Raw genomic sequence first — 18901 nt, 5'->3', positions numbered from 1 at the left:
TCAGTTCAGTTTGAGCGTGAGCTGCTGGGGAATGCCGCGGCGCTGGATCACCAGTTGCAGTTCCTGGAGATCGTCGATGTTCTGCAGCAGGGAGAACATGCCGGCCGTATCCTGCACCGACACCCCGTTGATTTCGGTGATGATGTCCTGGGGCAACAGGCCGGCGGCGCGCATCAGGGCGCGGTCGTTGTGATTGAAGCGATAGCCGATGAGCTGGCCGTCCTTCATCACCGGCGTGATGCGGATCTGTTTCAGAAGCTGCTGGGGATTGTCGCGATACAGTTGCCTGACCGAACGCAATTGGGGCACGCGCCGGACCGTCTGGCGACCGGCCGGTGGCCGGCCAGGCGCCGCACTGGCCGACGGGTTCATCTTCGCCGTGCCGTGCTTGCGCTTGAGCTTGAGGGTCTCGAGCTTGCCGTTGCGGGAGAGGATGACCCGGTCCGGATAGATTTCGTGCAGGGTGGCGCCGCCGGGCAGGGCGTCGCCACGGCGGTAGGCCCGATCCCGGCCGCCCTTTTCCGCGATGATGGCCATGGCCAGCGCGGGATCGTCGGAGGCGAAAACCCCGTGCAGCGACAGGCGCAGGCGGGTCTCGGGCGCCACGATGGGGCCTTTGACCGCCACCGGCGTGACGCTGGCCTGGCCGAACAGGTGGGCGGAGACCAGTTCCCGGATCGGGATGGGCGACCGCCCCGCAGACGAAGTGGCGCCAGCGCTCGGCGAGGTGGCGGCTTCGGGCAGCGGGGGAGGCGGGATGAGCCATTGCCAGGTGAGGCCCGCGGCGGTCCAGGCCACCAGCGCGAGCAGCACCAGCGCCACGGCCCGCGCCAGACGCGCGTTGCTCACCGGATCGAGAAAACCCTGTCGCAGCCGCAGGAGAAACTGCTGTCCCCGCTCCGAGATCGCGTGGACCGTCATTCCCTCACCTTTTCCGGCAGGCCGGTGCCGATGCTGTGGTGTCCTTTCATGCGTGCCGCTGTCCGTCACTCGATCCGGTTTCTGAGGATTACCTGAGAAATCCCCTGAAAGTATTTGATTCTAGCGCGTTTTCACCCACTTTAACAAAGAAGCCTGGCGATCCTGCCTGCCCCGCCGCAAGGCTACCATACCATTATTATGTCAATAACCCGTTTTTGACCGGGCCTTCCCCCGATGGTTCCCGAGAGGTTCCCCGGGCGGGTTTTGACCATGCCGAGCGCGGATGCGCTACAATCGCCGACCGTTTCGTTCGCCCGGAACCGCATACACCCAGGGAGAGCCTGCATGCACCAGATCACCGTCATCGGGGCCGGTTTCGCCGCCCTTACCGCTGCCCGTCGCCTGCGCCAGAAGGATCGCAGCGCCCGGATCACCCTCGTTGCCCCGGCACCGGAGCTGGTCTATCTGCCGAGCCTCATCTGGATCCCTTCGCGGATGCGCAGCGGCGCCGATTTGCGCGTCGATCTCGAACGCTTTCTCAAACGCCACGACATCGACTTCCGCCGCGGACGGGTGGCGGGCATCGGTGCCGGCGGCCGGGAAGTTCGCCTCGAAGACGGCGAGGTGTTGCACAACGATGGCCTCATCATCGCCGCCGGGGGGCGTTTTCTCAAGAAACTGCCGGGCATCGAGCATGCTATCACCATCTGCGAGGGCATCGATGCCGCCGAGCGGATCCGCGATCGGCTCGAGGCGATGGAGGGCGGCACCATCGCCATGGGCTTCGGCGGCAATCCCAAGGAGCCGGCAGCCATGCGCGGCGGCCCCATGTTCGAGGTGCTGTTCGGACTCGACACCCTGTTGCGCCGCCAGGGCCGGCGGGATCGCTTCAAGCTGATCTTCTTCAGCGCCGCGCCGCGCCCGGGCAAGCGGCTGGGCGAGAAGGCCGTGGACGGCCTGCTCAGGGAAATGCAGCGCCGCGGCATCGAGACCCACCTGGGACACAAGCCGAAGGCGTTCACCGACAAGTCGGTGCGCACCGAAGGCGGCGAGTTCGACGCCGATCTGATCATCTTCATGCCGGGCCTCACCGGTCCGGCCTTCGCCGCCGACAGCGGGCTGCCGCTTTCGGATGGCGGCTTCTTCCGTGCCGATCCCCATTGCAAGGTGCCCGACAGCGAACGGGTCTACGTGGCCGGCGACAGTGGCAGCTTCAGTGGCCCCGAATGGATGCCCAAGCAGGCCCACATGGCCGATCTGCAGGCCGAGGCGGCCGCCGACAACCTCATCGCCGAACTGCAGGGCCGGCCGGCCACCGCCACCTTCAAGACCGAGCTGATCTGCATCATCGACTCCCTGGACAAGGGCATCCTGGTCTACCGCAATCCCCGGCGCAGCCTGGTCATCCCCGGCGGCGTGTTCCTGCACTGGGCCAAGCGGTTCTTCGAGTGGTGGTATCTGCGCCGCTATCGCTGATGCCGTTTGCCGGTCGCGCCGCTCAGGAGCCGGTCGGAAGGTGTCTCTCCGGCAGGGATTCCGCGGGCCCGACCAGGAGCACGCCGCCCCGCTCCAGGGGCAGGGCCAGCACCACCAGATCGCCGTTGCGGACGCTGTAACGGCCCTGACGGGCAAGTGCCGCCCGGACCTCGGGGTTGCGGAAGAAGACCTCGTCGTCCACCCGGAACTGCAACAGGATCCGGTTGCCCTTGCGCAAGGCATAGGCCTCGGCGGGCGCGCCGCCGACCCGTGTCGGCCAGCGGCTGAGCACCCGGGTGCCCGGCCATGGCAGGGGCACGGCCTCCTCGTCACCGGGGAGGGGAGGGACGGGGGAAGGAAGGCGGGTCCGGCTCACCTGCTGATATTCGGCGAGGACGTCGCGGACCATCGGTACCGCCGCGGGGCTTTCCTGCGGCCCTGGCCGGCTCACGAGCAGCAGTGCCAGCAGGATCGCGGCAGCCCAGCCGCCGTGCTGCCACAGCCGCCGGGCGACGCGCCTGCCGTGGAACGTCGGGCGGCCCGCTGCCCTGCGGGAAGGACCTGCAAGCTTGTCTCCACTCTCGTCCAGGCCGGCCGCGCTGTCCGGCGAAGGCGGAATGCGCGAGAGCCGCTGATGGAGGAGGTGCTGGCGCTGCACGTCCTGCCGGCAGGCCTCGCAGCCTGCGAGATGGGCCTCGACCAGCCGCGTCTCTTCCGGGTCGAGTTCGCCGTCCACGTATCCGGCCAGCAGGTCCTGCAGCCGCAGGTGCAGTTCCCGCAGCGCCGGCGAAACCGGATTCCCCTCATCATTCATCGGCGGCTCTCCTCGTCGTGGCCGCGGGTGCGTCCCGCAGCAGGCTGGCGGCCAGCAGGCGCCGCCCCCGCGAAAGGCGGCTCATGACCGTGCCCGGCGGGATCCCCAGGATACGGGCGATTTCCCGGTAGGGCAGTCCTTCCAGATCGCGCAGCATGACCACCCGGGAAAACGGCTCCGGCAGCGCCATGACCGCCGCTTCGAGACGAGCGTGTTCCCGGGATTGGAGCAGATTCTCGAAGGGACCCGGTGCGGCCGCGGGATGCGCCTGCAGCAGTTCGTCGTCCACGGTGATCACGGGCGCGAGATGCTGGCGGCGCCGCTGGCGCCGGATGTCGTCGGCCATGACCCGGTCGAGGATCCGCAGCAGCCAGGCATACACGGCCGTGGTATCCGTCAGGCTGTCGAAATCCCGCCAGGCGCGCAGCAGGGTTTCCTGCACCCAGTCCTCGGCCGTTTCCCGTTCCCGGGCGTAGCGCAGGGCCACCCCCAGCAGACGCGCCTGCCAGGGCCGGGTGAGCTGCTGGAAGCGATCTCGGTGCGGCATGTCCATCAGGGCGTTGCCGGGGAACGAATTATTCCCGCGCCCTGCGGGAATAATTCGGCTGCCGGTGACGCCCTGCAGGGAGAGAAGTGCCATCGTCGATACCGACATCCGCAAATCCACAAGAAAAAGCGAGGAAGATCATGAAAACATTCCGCTATGGCGCAAGCCTGGTTGCTGGCGTGTTGTTGGCCACCGTCGTGAGCGCACAGGCGGCAGACGTGCAGGCCGGCCGCCAGAAGGCCGCCATGTGCGCAGGCTGCCACGGTTCGGACGGTCAGGGCAGTTCGAACGGGATTGGCGTGACCGAAGAATATCCCAATCTGGCCGGCCAGAAACAGGCCTACCTGCTGAAACAACTCCAGGCCTTCAAGGCCGGTACGCGCAGGAATCCCACCATGGCCGCGATGGTCGCGGGTCTGAGCCCGGCCGACATGGAGAATCTCGCCGCCTACTTCGCCAGCCTGACGCCGGGCACCTGTGAGGAATCCGCCCCCGTGGCCGCCGACCAGGCCAGTGCGCGCGAATTTCCCGAACCGGTCTACGTCAGCATGAAAAAGAGCGGCACGGTGGAAGTGTTCCCCTCGCGGAAATCCTGGCAGGGCGGGCCGAACATGCTCTACGATGCGGTGACCCCGGACGGCAAGCGACTGCTGGTGACCAGTCCCTCGAGCGGCAAGGTCCATGTCTTCGACACCCGCAGCGGCCGGCAACTCGCCGTGCTGGCGGTTGGCAAGGCGCCCAAGGGCGTCAAGATCAGCCCGGACGGCAAATGGGCCTATGTGAGCAATCAGGGCTCGGCCAGCCTCAGCGTCGTGGATCTGGACAAACTGCAGGTGGTGGGCAGCATTGCCGTGAAGGAAGGGCCGCACAACGCCCGTTTCACCCGGGATGGACGCCTGGCCTACGTGACGCTGCAGGGCGGCGCCGGGCTTGGCGTGGTGGACACCGCCAAACGCAGGCTGGTGCGGGTGATCCCGCTCCCCGGTATCACCGGCCCGCACAACCTGGATCTCTCGGCGGATGAGAAGACGGCCTTCGTGCGCGACTTCGTGCAGCACGTGGCGGTGGTGGATCTGGAATCCGGCCAGGTACGGCGCGTGATCACCGTGGGCAAGGGACACGGGGGAATCGACGTGACTCCCGATGGCCGTTACGCCGCCACCGCGGCCATTGCCGATGATTTCGTCACCCTCATCGATACCCGGAGCCTGGCCGTGCGCAGGATTCCGGTGGGCAAGGGTTCCCACGGCATTCGCGCCAGCCGCGACAGCCGCTGGCTCTACGTGACCCTGACCGCGGAAGACGCCGTGGCCGTCATCGATCTCGAAACCGGCAAGGTCGTGAAGAAAATCCCCACGGCCCGCTTCCCGTTCTGGGTGGCCGTGGTGGGCAACCCCTGACGCCGGCGGTGCAGGGGGAAAACGGGCGGAACAGGCCGCCCGTTTTCCCGTTCTCCACTATTTAACATAATATACATTATGCGCATGTATGCCGGGAGACCGCGGCGGGCGCTCAGGCAGCCCCTTCGGCGGTTGGCCGTGCGTTTTGCTATGGTTCAGGTTGTTGCCAGCCGTTTCCGGAGAGTTGCCGATGCCGTCCTTCGACGAATACCGCCTGGGTGAAGATCGGGAGTTGCTGCGGATATCCAGCCGCGAAGACTGTGCCGCCATGGCGCTGGTCATGGCGCGTCAGGCGCAACAGTCGCTGTGGCTGTTCACCCACGATCTGGACCCCGATCTCTACAACACGCCGTCCTTCGCCGAGGCGGCCCGCAACATCGCCGGCGCCAGCCATGGCGGAGAAATCCGGATCCTGGCCTGGGACATCGACCGCGCCGCCCGGCGCGGGCATCGCCTGCTGGATCTCTCGCGGCGGCTCGGCAGCCGGGTGCAGATCCGGCGCACCCCGCGCAGCTACCACCACAGTTTCCTGATCGTCGACGAGCTGGGCGTGTTCGACCGGCGCCGCGCCGAGCGTTTCGAGGCCACCGCCAGTTTCAACGATCCGGGCTGGGCCGCGAGCCTGCGGCGTTTCTTCGCCGAGGTGTGGGATCAGAGCGGCCGTTCGGCCAATGCGGCCAGTCTGCATTTGTAGGAATCGGCTCAAGACCGCGTTCGATCGGTCGATATCTCTTTCGTCATAGGCCTGCGGATTCGCCGTGCATTGGACGGCCTCCGCCACGCCTGCCCGTTCGACGAACCGGATTTCGCCGCTGCCATGGACTTTCTGCTGCTCACCTCGCCGACCCAGCACGCGGCGCTCGATTCGGCGGTGGAACGCAATCCGCGGCGGCTGCGCCAATGGCTGTTCGATCTGCCCATCATGAACGTGGCCGAGACGGTGCGCCGGCTCGACGGGCGCATCCGGCCCTTCAACGAGATGGCCATGCCGCCCGACGAGCGCCTCAAGCTGCTCGAGGTGCTGCACGAGGCCTTCGACGAAATCCTTTTCTCCTACGACGATCTGCGCCTGAGCATGCTGCCCGTCAGCCCGGAAGAGCGGCGCGCCCTGGCCCAGGACATCATGTGGTTGTACCTGCAGCTTGCCGCCGGCTACAAGATCATCGTCCGCCAGCACTTCGACGCCGGCGGCAAGGGCGTGCGGGATGCGGCGTTGCTCACCGCCGTGTTCCGTGCCATGGAACTGCTGGCCCACGCCCTGCTCTACGCCTTCCGCGCCCACGAGACGCCGCCCCCGCTGACCTGGCTCGAGTTCCATCAGCTCTTCCGCTATGCCCGCTTCCGCAACCTGCACCGGCAGCGGCTGCGCCAGATCCGCGGCTATGCCGCCGTGCCCACCGTGGAGCGCCTCTACGTTCAGACCCTGCTTCTGGGGATCGCCGATCCCTATCACATGAGCGGCCAGGCGGTCTTCGAGAACTACCTGTTGCTCGACAGCGTCTGCGAAGCGGCCCGGCTCGGTCCCCTGGAAGACAGCCCCGCCGATCGGCCGGTCTACCGTTTCGTCTGCGACGAGGACGCGCCCCCGCAGCCCTGCGCCCTTGCCGGTGCCTTTCCCGAGGGCGCGGAAGGCGGCACCCTCGACGTGTCCGGTGTCGTGGCGCGTCTGCAACGCATGGCCGAAGAAAGCCAGGGACACGACGCCCTGCTGATGAAGGATCTGGCCGCTAGGCTGGGCCGCCCCCGGGAACGGCGCGAGGCGCGCCAGGCCGCCGACAGAACTATTCACCTCGCCGCCGGGCTGGATTCGATCCGGCACTTCCTCGAACGGCCCGAGCGGATCGCCAGCGCCCTCGAGGCCGAGGTGCATGACGGCATCGCGGTCATGGATCTCGATTCGGCCGATGCGGCCGACTGCAACCTGTTCGCCTGCGCGGTCCGCAACATCAGCGCGCGGGGATATCTGCTGGCCTGCCCGGCGGAAGGCGTGCCGGCGGGACTCGTGGTCGGCGATCTGGTCGGGGTGGTGGATCCCGCGCGCGAGCCCGGGACCCATGCCCACCTGCGCATGGGCCTGGTGCGCTGGGCGAAACAGGCCGCCGAGGCCGATTTCCATCTCGGCGTCGAACTGATCGACGGCCCCGCCCGGCCGGTGCGGCTGCACCCGCTCGATGGTTCGCATCCCACCGTGGACGGTTTTCACTTCGCCCTGGATCGCGAAGCCGGCCACCCGGCCCGCCTGCTGATCCCGGCGAGCGTGCCGGAGGGCGAAATCCGGCTGCATGTGCAGATCGCCGGGCAGACCCACGTGGTGCGCCCGCGCCGGATCCTGCTGGCCACCGAGCGTTGGCGGCTGGTGACCTTCAACCTGCCGCCATGACACGCTGGCAGATCGACCCGGCGGCGCCCTGCCCCGGCCCGGACGGCCCGGCGGAGGATCTGCTGCACCTGCTTGCCGCCACCGGCCCCGACGACTGGCAACAGGCGGGGCACGGCCGCGCCCGCGCCGGCCGGCCGACGACCCGGGTGCTGGAGATCGGGGGACATTTCTACAAGCTGCACGAAGCGGATCTGGATCACGAGGCGGCCATCAGAGCGATCCGGGCACAGCAGGCGCAGGAACGCCGCCTCGGCGTGCATCCGCCGGACAAGCGCTGGTTCGCCCTGCCGGTTCGCGATGCGCGGAACCGCTTGTGCTGGTGGCCCGGCAACCGCACGCCGATCCTCGCCATTCTCGATGGCAACTGCCTCGGCATGGCCGATCTGGAACAGATCCTGGCGCGGTATTTTCACTGCGCCCGGGCAGCCGGCCTGGCGCTGGACCTAAGCCTGTCCAACTTCGGCCGGGATGCCGCGGGGCGGATCCATTACGTGGACGACGATCTCTATCCCTGGCAGGATCATCATCCCCTGCACGATTTCCTCGCCCACCTGCTGCGCCTCGGCTGCCTGGACGGGCTCGAGCCCGGGCCACTGGCCCGCTGTCTCCAGCAGGGCGTGGAGGCCCTGCCGGATCTCGTCTCGGCGCTCGCCGCCTGTCATCTTCCCGAACAACGCGAGGCGGCGCGCAACCGCCTGCTGGCGGCCCTCGGCAAGACGCACGTGCCGGCAGCACCTGCCCGCCCTGCGGCCCGCCACGCGCAACGGCTGGGCCTGCTGGCCGACATCCACGGCAACCTGCCGGCCCTGGAAGCCGCCCTGGCCTTTCTCGAGGAGGCGGGCGTGTCGCGGATCCTGGTGCTCGGTGACGTGGTGGGCTACGGCCCGCATCCCGAGGAATGCGTGCGACTGCTGCGGTCGCGCACGGATCTGCTGGCCATCCGCGGCAACCACGACAACGCGGTGGTCACCGGCGAGATCAGTGGCGGCACCACTTCACTGGCCAACTGGAGCTGGACCTGGACACGCGAGCGTCTGAGTGACGCCAGCCGGGCCTGGCTGAGCGCCCTGCCCTGCTGGCATGCCGAGGACGACTGGCTGGCCGTGCATGGCGCGCCCGTGGATGCCGCGTACTTCAATGCCTACGTGTATCGCATGAGCTACGAGGACAACCTGGACAACCTGCAGCAGCGGGGGATCCGCCTCTGCTTCCACGGCCATACCCACCTGCAGCAGCTCTACGGCCGTCAACGGGGAAGCGATGGCCTGTGGCAGGAACCGGCGGGCAACCTGGCCGCACTGGAACATGCCCTTCTCTCGCCCGGCTCGGTGGGCCAGCCCCGCTGCGGCGAGCCCGGCGTGGAACTGGCCATCGTGGATCTCGCTTCTGGTGAATACCGCTTTCACCGCCTGGCCTATGATCTGGAACGCACAGTGGCCGACATGCGTCGCTTCGATTTCCCCGTCGCCCTGGCGGAACGGCTGCAGCGGGGGCAGTGATAATGTCTCAAAAGTATTACTCACCGATCAGAACAGCTCGATGTCGGCTTCCACTGCCTTGGCCGGCGTGACCTTTTGCGGCTTGCCCGAATAGGTGCCGACCAGCGCTTCGAGCTGCACCGAGTACTGGGACAGATCGCTGTTGTCGGAGATGCTCTGGCGGGCCATGGCCACCAGCTCCTGGATGCGCTGTTCGATCTGGGCGATGGTGTCGTTGATCTCCAGGGCCAGCTGGCGTTCCTCGCGGGCCAGTTGCGCGCTGTTGGTGCTGCGATCGCGGATGCCTTCAATGGCCTGGGCGATCCGGGTGAAGGCCTCCCCGGCCTGACGGATCTGGCGCAGGCTGTCCTCGGCCTGGCGGCCGTTGCGCTCCATGCTCGAGACGGCCCGCTCGCTGCCGGCCTCGATGGTCTCGATCAGGCTGCGGATCTCCCCGGTGGCCTCGGTGGTGCGCAGGGACAGATTGCGTACCTCGTCCGCCACCACGGCGAAGCCCCGGCCATGTTCGCCCGCCCGGGCGGCTTCGATGGCGGCATTGAGCGCCAGCAGGTTGGTCTGCTCGGCAATGCTGACGATCATGTCCAGCACCTTGCTGATATGGGCATTGTTGTCGGCCAGCTCGCCGACGATGGCCCGGGTATCGGCCACGTTGGCCTGCAGGGCTTCCATGGCCTGTACCGCGGAATGGATCTCCTGGCGGCCGCCCACGGCCTGCTCGGCCACTTCCTGGGCCTGTTGCACCACTTCTTCGGTCTCCTGGCTGACCTGTTCGCTGGAGCGGGCCAGGTGATCGATGTTCTGGGCGAAGCGGCCGATGGCCTGGGCCTGGGCCTCGATGGCCGAACTGGTGGTGGTGGTGATTTCCTGGGCCTTGAGGCTGCTGCCCGAGAGCCCCTCGGCCACGTAAAGGATCTGCTCCACCATGTCCTTGAGCTTGCCCACGAACAGGTTGAAGAACATGGCGATCTGGGCCACCTCGTCCTCGCCATGCACGGGCAGATTGACGTTGAAATCCACGTCGCCCTGCACCAGTCCGCTGAGCGCGTCGCGCAGATTGTTCAGGCGGCGGCTGAAGTAGCGCAGCAGAAGATGGGTGAGCACGCCGATGATCAGAATGCCGGCGAAGCCGACCAGCAGGGTGTTGCGGGTGGCCGTGGCGAAGGCCTGGGCGATTTCGTGCCCCTCGTAACCGATTTCGAGCCGGCCGAAGGTCTTGCCGGCGCTTTCGATGGGCGAGACGATGACGAGAGGCGGCGTGCGGTGGTGCTCTTCGTGGCCCGGCGTCTCCGCGGCCGTGCGCGAGACGAGGACATGTCCTTCGGCATCCTTCACATTGACGAACACGATGTCGTGTCCCTGAATGATTTCCCGGGCGAAGTTTTCCAGAATGGCCAGGTCTTGCGTGATCACGGCATCGGTGATGGCCGCCGCGGACACGTGGGCCAGGTTTTCGCTGAACTCCCGGAACTCCTTCTCCGGTGCCACGCGGAACTCCCGGACCATGAAAAACATGACCAGCCCAAGCAGAATCAGGATCATCAGCGTATTGGCCAGGACGATGCGGCCGGCCAGGCCCAGTGGTCGTCGCTTGCGAAGTCGGCGTATCACGGTGAGGCCTCCGTATGCAGTTGGCGAACGTCGTTCCAGTCCTCATCCCTGGCCCGCATCCAGCCGGTGATGGCAAGGCGCCGGAGCGCCGCTTTGCCGGCTTCCCGGTCTTCCATGGACACCAGCGCCTGCTGCACGGCAGCGGCAATCGCGCGTGGCACGCGGGGATGGACGGCGAGGGCGTGGGGGGTGAAAGCCGGGGTGGTCACCAGCACCCGCAAGGCCTTGCGAACCGCTGGCGGCTGCATGTTCAGCGTGCGTGGTATCCCTCCGCCCGCGGGACAGAGTCCACGCGCCACGTTGAGATACACCGAATCGTGGGAGCGCACGTAGTGCGGGGCAAAGGCGATGCCCTGCCCCGAAAGCCAGCTCCGCACCAGAATGCTGGCGGCAAAGGCCGAGGGCGCCGGAAAGGCGATGTCCGCGCCTTCGAGTTCGCGGGCGGCATGGATGGGGCTGTCACGGCGGACGACCAGGATGCCGCGGATACGTCGGTCCCGTTCCCGCACCAGGGGCGTGTAGCCCTGAATGGCGCGGGCCCGCAGGTATTGCTTGGGATTGAGATAGACGAAATCATCTCGCCCATCGGCCACGGCGGCATGGAAGCGCTCGATATTCGCATAGGTGACGAATTCGAGGGGAATGCCGGTACGTTCCCGGAGCTGCTGCACCAGCGGCGACCACAGGCGCAACACGGTCGTGGGAGGTTGCTGGGGTACGATGGCAAGGCGATACACGCCTTCGGCCGCCCTGGCCTTGCACACGACTCCCACGGCCAGCAACAGCAGCAGAGCGATTGGACGAAAACGGATGGACATGATTCAGCGTGTGTCCCTGGTGGTTCCGCAAGACGCGGGGTGGTTTCACTCCTGCCGGCGAGGGCGGCCGACCCGTGCAGGCCCTATTGCGGCCGCCCGGCGCGATCCTTGAGTTCCTCCCCGGCAGGCGCGGGCAAACGCCGCAGCCGGTCACAGGTTCGCCTCCTGCCGGGGATCATGGACACAATGGCGCCAGTTCGTTCATGGCGCTGCGCAAGCCCGACCAGCCGAGGCCGAGGTTGGCCTTCTTGCCCGTGATCAGCACGGCCAGCGCATCGGGCTTGCCGGGAATGATGGCCATGAAGTGATAGGTCTTCTCGGTGGTCATCTGGATTTCCTGCATGGTGTTCTTCACCTCCTGGCCCCGTTGCTGGGACAGGCGCTTCTCCACGCCGCGAACCCCCTTGCCGCGAAACATGTCCACCGCCGCGGCGGCCACGGCATCCAGGTAACTGGTGGTGAAATAGGGCACCGTGTGATGCACGCCGAGCAGCAACCCGGTGTTCAGATCCACGACCGCGGCCGCAAAGGCGTCTTCCACGCCTTCCACGATGTCCTTGCAGACTTCATTGATGCTTGCCATGTGTCTTCTCCTTTTCAAGCCGGGATGCGCCCGGAAACGTGCCAGTGAAACGGCCGCCGATGTGCCGGCGGCCGGAAAAAACGGGACTTACTCGTAACGCGCCACCAGGGCCGCGATCTGATCCACGGCATGGTTGGCATGGGCCAGCGACATGCCGAGACTGGAGTCGGGGCGGGTGAAGACCGTCAGCAACAGCCGGCTGCCGGCGTGCATCAGGAACACGTTGCCGCCCTCGCTCTCGATCAGCACCTTGCGCGGCGAACCGCCGCTCGCTTCCCGGATCAGGTTGTCGCTCAGGGCCAGCAGCGCGCTGCTCATGGCCGCGAAACGGTTCTGATCGAATTCCGCCGGCAGGCGCTCGGCCCAGGCAATGCCGTCCACGCCGCTGACGATGCTGCCGATCACCTCGGCGCAGTCGTCGTGCAGGGCCGCCAGGATCCGCGCAAGATGGGCCCGCAGCACCCGCGAGCCTTCATCCGCGCCGTCGTTTTGCGGTTCGTTCGCGGTGTCCTGATGGCGGAGGATTTCCTCGATCACATCCATGATGTTCTCCTTGTGTCAGACGGTCAGCACGGCCAGCAGGGCCTGGACGAGAATGCGCACGTCGTCGCCGGAGCGGCCATCCACCTCGAAGACCGGATAGACCTGTCCCCGGTCGAACAGGCGGTTCTGGTAATCCTCGAGCCGGGCCCGGTCGGCCAGGCCGACGCGAGTGATGCCGATCACCACGCCGGTGCGGGCGATGAACTCGCCGAAGGCGTCCAGATAGAAATCGAGCTGGGCCAGCGGTTCGGGATGATCGTTGTTGATCAGCAGCACCAGCCCCAGGCCGTTGCGGGTGAGCAATTCCCACATGAAATCGAAACGGGCCTGACCGGGGGTGCCGTACAGATGCACCCTGCGGCCGTCGCCCAGATCGATGTAGCTGTAGTCCATGGCCACGGTGGTGGTGGCCTTGAGCCGGCGCTCGTCACCCAGGCAGGCCACGTCGGTGCTCACCGGCGGCACGTCGCTGATGGCGGCGATGGCCGAGGTCTTGCCGGCACCCACCGGGCCGGTGAAGATGATTTTCTCGAGGGCGGGATCCATCATGCCCGCCTCCAGCCCAGTCGTTCGGCCAGGCGGGCCAGCAAGCCATGCCGGGCCGGCCCGTCCGTCTTGCGGATCGGCGTGACCTTGCCGTCATCCGCCCCGGCGGGCGGTTCGAATACCAGCAGATCCACCGCCTCGCAGGCGTGCAGAAACGCCCTGACACAGCTTCGGGACAGGCCGGTACTCTCCACCAGCGCCGCGCAACTGGCCGGCTGGCGCGCCAGCACGGCGGCGATGCGGAAGAAATCGGGACGAAACCCCTGGCGGGTGAAGTTGGGCCAGGCCTTGAGCCGCACGGGCGTGTCGTCGTCGAGACCGGCCGGCAGGCTCTCGGCCTCGGAGGCGAGGGCGCATTGCCAGATCAGCGCATCGAGCGCACCCAGCGTGAGGCCCTGCGTGGCCTGCCGGAAGGCGGCATCGTCGAGAGGCTGGAACGCCAGCGCCTCACCCATGGCCAGCAGCGTCTCCACGCTCTGTCCCGCCGCGAAGGCGCAGGCCCGGGTGGCGCCGGAGACATGGAGCAGCGCCTTGCCATTGCACAGCACCTGCAGGGCCTGTCCGCGGTCACGGGCCTGCCTCAGCGCCGCGAGCAGACCGGCTGCTGTCGGTTTGCCGGCCGAGGCCCGCGGCGGCTGTGCCGCCTGCAGTTGCGCCCGCATCTGGCGCACGATGCGCAACAGCATGTCGCGCAGGGCACCCACGTTGAAGGGCTTGGCCAGAAAGGCCAGATTCCGGCCCTGCACCGGCGCGCCGCCCAGCACCAGCTTCACCTGTCCCGGCGCCAGATCCGCCAGCCACCGTTCACCCTCGGCCGCCTCCCTGTCCACGATCACCAGATGCCCGGATGGATCATTGGCCGAGAGCTGCCGGCAGGGCACGCCCTCCTCCTGCAGCAGGCCCAGCACCACGTCCAGCACACGCTGGCCCGTGGCATCGAGCCCCAGCGCGGAGATCTTCAGTTCGGTCTCTTGGGCCACGTCGAATCGTCTTCCCTTTCGTGAAACAGGCACTTGCGCATGGGACGCCAAACGGCTTGCACCTGTTAGGACTATCCGGTCATATGCGCATGGTCATATTCCTTTTGGCCATATCGGCAGCTTTGGCAGGGGCTTTAGCCGGGGAAAGAAAAATCCTTGGGTGAGGGGGAAGGAGCATGCCGGTTGCGTGGGCAAGCGCCTCTCTATAGGCTGGTCGTCCGTCCCGCCATCGGCCGCCGACGCCCATGCCGTTCGAACTCGATCCCGATCTCATCCATCTGAACCATGCCGCCGTGGCGCCCTGGCCCCGCTGCACGCGGCAGGCCGTGGAAGCCTTCGCCCGTGAAAATGCCCGCCACGGCTCCCGCCACTATCCCCGCTGGCTGAAGGTCGAAGCGGAATTGCGGGCCCGGCTGGCGCGCCTCATCGGCGCCGCGGACGCCGACATCGCCCTGCTCAAGAGCACCTCCGAAGCTCTCTCCGTGGTGGCCCACGGCCTGCGCTGGCATGCCGGAGATCGGGTCGTGATCAGCAACGAGGAATTTCCCTCCAACCGCATCGTCTGGGAATCCCTTGCCGATCAGGGCGTGGACGTGATCGAGGTCGATCTGCACCGGGGCAACACCCCGGAAGACGCCCTGATCGATGCCTGCGACGAACACACCCGCCTGCTTTCGATCAGTTCCGTGCAATACGCCAGCGGCCTGCGGGTCGATCTGGAACGGCTGGGGCGCTTCTGCCGGGAACACGGCATCCTGTTCTGCGTGGACGCCATCCAGAGTCTCGGCGCCCTGCGCCTCGACGTGACCGCCGCGCACATCGATTTTCTGATGGCCGATGGCCACAAGTGGCTACTGGGCCCCGAAGGGCTGGCGCTGTTCTACAGCCATCCCGACGCCCGGGAACGCCTGCGCCTGCACCAGTTCGGCTGGCACATGGTGGAAACCATCGACTTCGACCGGCGCGACTGGCAAATTGCTCGCAGCGCCCGCCGCTTCGAATGCGGCAGCCCCAACATGCTCGGCATCCATGCCCTGCATGCCAGCGTGGGCCTCCTGCTCGACACGGGCATGGAGACGGTGGAACGGGCCGTGCTCGAACGCGCCCGTCACCTCTTCCGGCGCATCGGCGCCAGCGACAGGCTCGAATGTCTCACCGACACCCATCCCGATCGTCATGCCGGCATCGTGCTGTTTCGCCATCGCCGGGTATCGGCCGAACGCCTCTACGCCTGGCTCATGGAACACCGGGTACTGTGCGCCCGCCGCGGTCCGGGCGTGCGCTTCTCTCCCCACTTCCACACCCCCCTGGCGCAGCTTGACCAGGCCGTGACCCTGGCGGAAGCCTGTCCCGCGGAAACCTGATTGCTGCATCCAGGATGCAGAGAGGGTTGTTCCGAATTTCCGGTCACCTGTTTGCTGTGGGCACAGAGCCCTTGAGGCGGGGCGCGATTTCGCCGGCGCCTGCTAGACTTCAATATGGACAAGGTATTTGTTTCCGACCGCACCTTTTGTCCCGGCGCGGGTCATATTGCATGAGGGAGAAGGAACGCATCTTGCACGAACAACAGTCCGTCAGGAAAAAAACCGCAGGAGCAGGCGCATGGAGAACCGCATCATCCGTCGTATCGGCCAGGCGATCGCCCGCTGGCTGACCTACGAGCCCACGCCGCCCGATGACGCGGTGCTGTTGCTCAACTTCGATCGGCTCTGCTACGAGATCCGCCCCGGCGACGTGATCCTGGTGGAAGGCCGCAGCCGGGTTTCCAACGTCATCAAGCAGATCACCCAGAGCCCCTGGACCCATTCCGCCCTGTACATTGGCCGCCTTTACGACATCGAGGAACCCGCCCTGCGCGAGCGGGTGGAGGCACACATCGATGTCGCCCCCGAGACCCAGCTCATCCTCGAAAGCCTGCTGGACGAGGGCACCGTGATTCACCCCCTGAGCAAATATCGACGCGAACACCTGCGGATCTGCCGGCCCAGCGGCCTGTCGCCCGAGGATGCCCGCAAGGTCATCGCCTATACCCTCGAACGGCTGGGCACCGGTTACGACATGCGCCAGCTCTTCGATCTGGCCCGCTTCCTCTTTCCCTACGGCATCATCCCCCGGCGCTGGCGCTCCAGCCTGTTCCGTCACAATGCCGGCGATCCCACCCGCACGGTCTGCTCCACCCTGCTGGCCGAGGCCTTCCAGTCGGTGCGCTTTCCCCTGCTGCCCTTCGCCGAGCGCATCGACGGTGAACGCATCCATCTCCACCAGCGCAATCCGCGCCTGGTCTCGCCCCGGGATTTCGACTATTCGCCGTATTTCGATATCATCAAGTATCCGCTGTTCGGGCGGGATGACGTGGCCATCTACCGTCACCTGCCCTGGCAGGACACGGACGTCGTCTGCAACGACCTCAACGACTGCTTCCGGGCCGTGGCCGCGGAAGCCGGCGACCCGCCGAAGCCCACCCGGCGGGCGCCCCGGGTAAACCTGCTGCAGACCATGCCACCGCAAGGAGATCGCGCATGAACGAGACCCGTACTTCCCATCCCTGGCGCAGCCGCTGGATTTCCGGGCCTGCCCTCAAACTGTTCCGGCGCGTCACGCCCCGCATGTCCCAGACCGAACGGGAGGCGCTGGACGCCGGCTCCGTGTGGTGGGACGGCGAACTCTTCTCCGGCCGTCCCCGCTGGCAGAAGCTGCGTTCCCTCCCCCCGCCGAAACTCTCGCCCGAGGAACAGGCCTTCCTCGACGGCCCGGTGGAAAACCTCTGCCGGATGCTCGACGACTGGCAGATCACCCGCGAGCAGAAGGATCTGCCGACCGACGTGTGGCGCTATCTGAAAGACAACGGCTTCTTCAGCCTGATCATCCCCCGCAGCTACGGCGGGCTCGACTTCTCCAACCTGGCCCACTCGGAAGTGGTGATGAAGATCGCCACCCGCAGCATCACCGCGGCGGTCACGGTGATGGTGCCCAATTCCCTCGGCCCGGCAAAGCTGCTCATGGAATACGGCACCGAGCAGCAGAAGGAATACTATCTGCCGCGCCTGGCCAAGGGCGTGGAGATCCCCTGCTTCGCCCTCACCAGTCCCAAGGCCGGCTCCGACGCCGGCGCGATCCCCGACTACGGCATCGTCTGCCGGCAGGACTTCCAGGGCGAGCAGGACGTGCTGGGGATCCGCCTCACCTGGGACAAGCGCTACATCACCCTGGCGCCGGTGGCCACTCTCCTCGGCCTGGCCTTCCACCTCTACGATCCGGATGGCCTGCTCGGCGACCGGCGCGATCTCGGCATCACCCTGGCGCTGATCCCCACCGACACGCCCGGCGTGGAAACCGGTCACCGGCATCTGCCGATGGAGATCACCTTCATGAACGGCCCCACCCGCGGCCGCGACGTGTTCATACCGCTCGACTGGATCATCGGCGGCCGGGAGATGGCCGGCCACGGCTGGCGCATGCTCATGGAATGCCTCTCGGACGGGCGCGGGATCTCCCTGCCGGCCCTGTCCACCGGCGCCGGCAAGCTGACCTCGCGGGCGGTGGGCGGCTATGCGCGGATCCGCCGCCAGTTCAAGCTCCCCATCGGGCGCTTCGAGGGGGTGGAAGAAGCCCTGGCCCGGATCGGCGGCCTCACCTACATCATGGACGCCGCGCGCAGCCTCACCGCCGCGGCGCTCGACCGCGGCGAAAAGCCCGCGGTGATCTCGGCCATCGTCAAGTACCATCTCACCGAGAACATGCGCCGGGTGATCAACGACGGCATGGACGTGCTCGGTGGTGCCGGCATCTGCCTGGGCCCGCGCAATCTCCTCGGCCGGGGTTACGAAGGCGTGCCCATCAGCATCACCGTGGAAGGCGCCAACATCCTCACCCGCACCATGATCATCTTCGGCCAGGGCGCCATCCGCAGCCATCCCTGGGTGTTCAAGGAGCTGTCGGCCCTCGGCGAAGCCGATCCGGACGAATCGCTGCGCCAGTTCGACCGGGCCCTGTTCGGCCACATCGGCTTCTTCTTCCACAACGTGGTGCGCAGCCTCTGGCACGGCCTCACCGGCTCGCATCTGGTGTGGGTGCGGAGCAGGCGTCCCGTGCGCCGCTACTACCAGCATCTGACCCGCATGAGCGCCGCCTTCGCCCTCTCCACCGACGTGGCCATGATGACCCTCGGCGGCAGCCTCAAGCGGCGCGAAAAGCTCTCGGGCCGGCTCGGCGACATTCTCAGCCATCTCTATCTGGCCTCGGCGGTGCTCAAGCGTTTCGAGGATCAGGGCAGCCCGAAGGAGGATCGTCCCCTGCTGCACTGGGCCTGCCAGCATTCCCTGCACCAGATCCAGCAGGCCTTCGACGGCCTGTTCCAGAATCTGCCCAACCGGCCGGCCGCCTGGCTGCTGCGCCTGCTGGTCTTCCCCCTCGGCCGCCACTTCCGGCCGCCCTCGGACCGGCTCGGCCACCAGGTGGCCGATCTGCTGCTGGCGCCCTCCCCGGCCCGGGATCGGCTGACCGCCGGGCTGTTCATCCCCGAATCCACCGACGACCAGCTCGGCCGCATCGAAGACGCCCTGCGCAAGGTGATCAAGGCCGAACCGGCCGAACGCCGCATCCGCCACAAGCTGAAGGACTTCACGCCCGACTGGCGCGGCCTCGAAGGCGTGCTGGAGGCGGCCCTCGAACGCGGCATCATCGATGCCGCCGAAGCCGACCTGATCCGCGAGGCCGAGGCGGCCCGCGACGAGGTCATCCGCGTCGACGAGTTCGACATCAATCTGGAATAATCAGCACAAGGATC

General features: G+C 67.0%; 17 protein-coding genes. 8 read left to right on the top strand and 9 right to left on the bottom strand.

The features are described from left to right. Window positions 1-921, bottom strand: a complete 921-nt coding sequence (gspC, locus tag ACZ5BH_RS13005) for a type II secretion system protein GspC (protein WP_464889691.1) — start codon at window positions 919-921, stop codon at window positions 1-3. A gap of 345 nt (window positions 922-1266) precedes the next feature. Here gspC and ACZ5BH_RS13000 point away from each other — a divergent pair, with 345 nt between their 5' ends. Continuing rightward, window positions 1267-2397, top strand: a complete 1131-nt coding sequence (locus ACZ5BH_RS13000; protein ID WP_464889690.1) for an NAD(P)/FAD-dependent oxidoreductase — start codon at window positions 1267-1269, stop codon at window positions 2395-2397. A 22-nt stretch (window positions 2398-2419) separates the two neighbouring features. On the opposite strand, the gene ACZ5BH_RS12995 is transcribed toward ACZ5BH_RS13000, so the two are convergent. Beyond that, window positions 2420-3211, bottom strand: coding sequence for a zf-HC2 domain-containing protein (locus ACZ5BH_RS12995; RefSeq protein WP_464889689.1), 792 nt, complete (start codon window positions 3209-3211; stop codon window positions 2420-2422). Continuing rightward, a complete protein-coding gene (locus ACZ5BH_RS12990) occupies window positions 3204-3764 on the bottom strand; it encodes a sigma-70 family RNA polymerase sigma factor (protein WP_464889688.1) in 561 nt (186 codons plus the stop codon). The genes ACZ5BH_RS12995 and ACZ5BH_RS12990 overlap by 8 nt, the downstream gene beginning before the upstream one ends. A 134-nt stretch (window positions 3765-3898) precedes the next feature. On the opposite strand from ACZ5BH_RS12990, the gene ACZ5BH_RS12985 reads away from it, so the two are divergent. The 4 genes from ACZ5BH_RS12985 to ACZ5BH_RS12970 all read left to right on the top strand — a co-directional run bounded on the left by ACZ5BH_RS12985 (window position 3899) and on the right by ACZ5BH_RS12970 (window position 9037). Further along, complete coding sequence (locus ACZ5BH_RS12985; RefSeq protein ID WP_464889687.1) at window positions 3899-5158, top strand: cytochrome D1 domain-containing protein; 1260 nt, start codon at window positions 3899-3901, stop codon at window positions 5156-5158. 190 nt (window positions 5159-5348) lie between these two features. Further along, window positions 5349-5852 (top strand): DUF7931 domain-containing protein, encoded by a 504-nt coding sequence (locus ACZ5BH_RS12980; protein WP_464889686.1) that lies wholly within the window; start codon window positions 5349-5351, stop codon window positions 5850-5852. 69 nt (window positions 5853-5921) lie between these two features. Further along, on the top strand, window positions 5922-7538 hold the full coding sequence (locus ACZ5BH_RS12975) for a hypothetical protein (RefSeq protein ID WP_464889685.1): 1617 nt from the start codon (window positions 5922-5924) through the stop codon (window positions 7536-7538). Beyond that, window positions 7535-9037, top strand: coding sequence for a metallophosphoesterase family protein (locus tag ACZ5BH_RS12970; protein ID WP_464889684.1), 1503 nt, complete (start codon window positions 7535-7537; stop codon window positions 9035-9037). The genes ACZ5BH_RS12975 and ACZ5BH_RS12970 overlap by 4 nt, the downstream gene beginning before the upstream one ends. Before the next feature lie 27 nt (window positions 9038-9064). Here the strand turns inward: ACZ5BH_RS12970 and ACZ5BH_RS12965 are convergent, their stop codons facing one another. The 6 genes from ACZ5BH_RS12965 to ACZ5BH_RS12940 form a co-directional block, all read right to left on the bottom strand. Continuing rightward, a complete protein-coding gene (locus ACZ5BH_RS12965; RefSeq protein ID WP_464889683.1) occupies window positions 9065-10645 on the bottom strand; it encodes a methyl-accepting chemotaxis protein in 1581 nt (526 codons plus the stop codon). After that, window positions 10642-11463, bottom strand: coding sequence for a phosphate/phosphite/phosphonate ABC transporter substrate-binding protein (locus tag ACZ5BH_RS12960; RefSeq protein WP_464889682.1), 822 nt, complete (start codon window positions 11461-11463; stop codon window positions 10642-10644). Before ACZ5BH_RS12960 ends, ACZ5BH_RS12965 begins: the two co-directional genes overlap by 4 nt. 175 nt (window positions 11464-11638) lie before the next feature. Then, on the bottom strand, window positions 11639-12046 hold the full coding sequence (locus ACZ5BH_RS12955; protein ID WP_464889681.1) for a hypothetical protein: 408 nt from the start codon (window positions 12044-12046) through the stop codon (window positions 11639-11641). Between the two features lie 87 nt (window positions 12047-12133). Continuing rightward, window positions 12134-12589: a roadblock/LC7 domain-containing protein gene (locus tag ACZ5BH_RS12950; protein WP_464889680.1), complete on the bottom strand. Its 456-nt coding sequence runs from the start codon at window positions 12587-12589 to the stop codon at window positions 12134-12136. Between the two features lie 15 nt (window positions 12590-12604). Then, complete coding sequence (locus ACZ5BH_RS12945; protein ID WP_464889679.1) at window positions 12605-13138, bottom strand: GTP-binding protein; 534 nt, start codon at window positions 13136-13138, stop codon at window positions 12605-12607. After that, entirely contained in the window at window positions 13135-14115 is a 981-nt protein-coding gene (locus ACZ5BH_RS12940) for a hypothetical protein (RefSeq protein ID WP_464889678.1), read from the bottom strand. Before ACZ5BH_RS12940 ends, ACZ5BH_RS12945 begins: the two co-directional genes overlap by 4 nt. Window positions 14116-14360: 245 nt before the next feature. Between ACZ5BH_RS12940 and ACZ5BH_RS12935 the strand changes: the two genes are divergently transcribed. The 3 genes from ACZ5BH_RS12935 (at window position 14361) to ACZ5BH_RS12925 (ending at window position 18887) form a co-directional block, all read left to right on the top strand. After that, complete coding sequence (locus tag ACZ5BH_RS12935; protein ID WP_464889677.1) at window positions 14361-15479, top strand: aminotransferase class V-fold PLP-dependent enzyme; 1119 nt, start codon at window positions 14361-14363, stop codon at window positions 15477-15479. A 238-nt stretch (window positions 15480-15717) separates the two neighbouring features. After that, complete coding sequence (locus ACZ5BH_RS12930) at window positions 15718-16638, top strand: YiiX/YebB-like N1pC/P60 family cysteine hydrolase (protein ID WP_464889676.1); 921 nt, start codon at window positions 15718-15720, stop codon at window positions 16636-16638. Next, window positions 16635-18887 (top strand): acyl-CoA dehydrogenase, encoded by a 2253-nt coding sequence (locus ACZ5BH_RS12925; RefSeq protein WP_464889675.1) that lies wholly within the window; start codon window positions 16635-16637, stop codon window positions 18885-18887. Before ACZ5BH_RS12930 ends, ACZ5BH_RS12925 begins: the two co-directional genes overlap by 4 nt. Window positions 18888-18901 lie beyond the last annotated feature (14 nt).

Source organism: Thioprofundum lithotrophicum (assembly GCF_055387065.1).
The sequence above is the reverse complement of the archived record's forward strand: the minus strand, read 5'-3'. Positions and strand labels throughout refer to the sequence as shown.

Bases quoted from the DNA above. Each gene is read 5' to 3' on its own strand.
- ACZ5BH_RS12930 (WP_464889676.1), top strand. From the start codon at position 15,718: ATGGAGAACCGCATCATCCGTCGTATCGGCCAGGCGATCGCCCGCTGG.
- ACZ5BH_RS12935 (WP_464889677.1), top strand. From the start codon at position 14,361: ATGCCGTTCGAACTCGATCCCGATCTCATCCATCTGAACCATGCCGCC.
- ACZ5BH_RS12945 (WP_464889679.1), bottom strand. From the start codon at position 13,138: ATGATGGATCCCGCCCTCGAGAAAATCATCTTCACCGGCCCGGTGGGT.
- ACZ5BH_RS12925 (WP_464889675.1), top strand. From the start codon at position 16,635: ATGAACGAGACCCGTACTTCCCATCCCTGGCGCAGCCGCTGGATTTCC.
- ACZ5BH_RS13000 (WP_464889690.1), top strand. From the start codon at position 1,267: ATGCACCAGATCACCGTCATCGGGGCCGGTTTCGCCGCCCTTACCGCT.
- ACZ5BH_RS12980 (WP_464889686.1), top strand. From the start codon at position 5,349: ATGCCGTCCTTCGACGAATACCGCCTGGGTGAAGATCGGGAGTTGCTG.
- ACZ5BH_RS12950 (WP_464889680.1), bottom strand. From the start codon at position 12,589: ATGGATGTGATCGAGGAAATCCTCCGCCATCAGGACACCGCGAACGAA.
- ACZ5BH_RS12970 (WP_464889684.1), top strand. From the start codon at position 7,535: ATGACACGCTGGCAGATCGACCCGGCGGCGCCCTGCCCCGGCCCGGAC.
- ACZ5BH_RS12985 (WP_464889687.1), top strand. From the start codon at position 3,899: ATGAAAACATTCCGCTATGGCGCAAGCCTGGTTGCTGGCGTGTTGTTG.
- ACZ5BH_RS12995 (WP_464889689.1), bottom strand. From the start codon at position 3,211: ATGAATGATGAGGGGAATCCGGTTTCGCCGGCGCTGCGGGAACTGCAC.
- ACZ5BH_RS12990 (WP_464889688.1), bottom strand. From the start codon at position 3,764: ATGGACATGCCGCACCGAGATCGCTTCCAGCAGCTCACCCGGCCCTGG.
- ACZ5BH_RS12955 (WP_464889681.1), bottom strand. From the start codon at position 12,046: ATGGCAAGCATCAATGAAGTCTGCAAGGACATCGTGGAAGGCGTGGAA.
- gspC (WP_464889691.1), bottom strand. From the start codon at position 921: ATGACGGTCCACGCGATCTCGGAGCGGGGACAGCAGTTTCTCCTGCGG.
- ACZ5BH_RS12960 (WP_464889682.1), bottom strand. From the start codon at position 11,463: ATGTCCATCCGTTTTCGTCCAATCGCTCTGCTGCTGTTGCTGGCCGTG.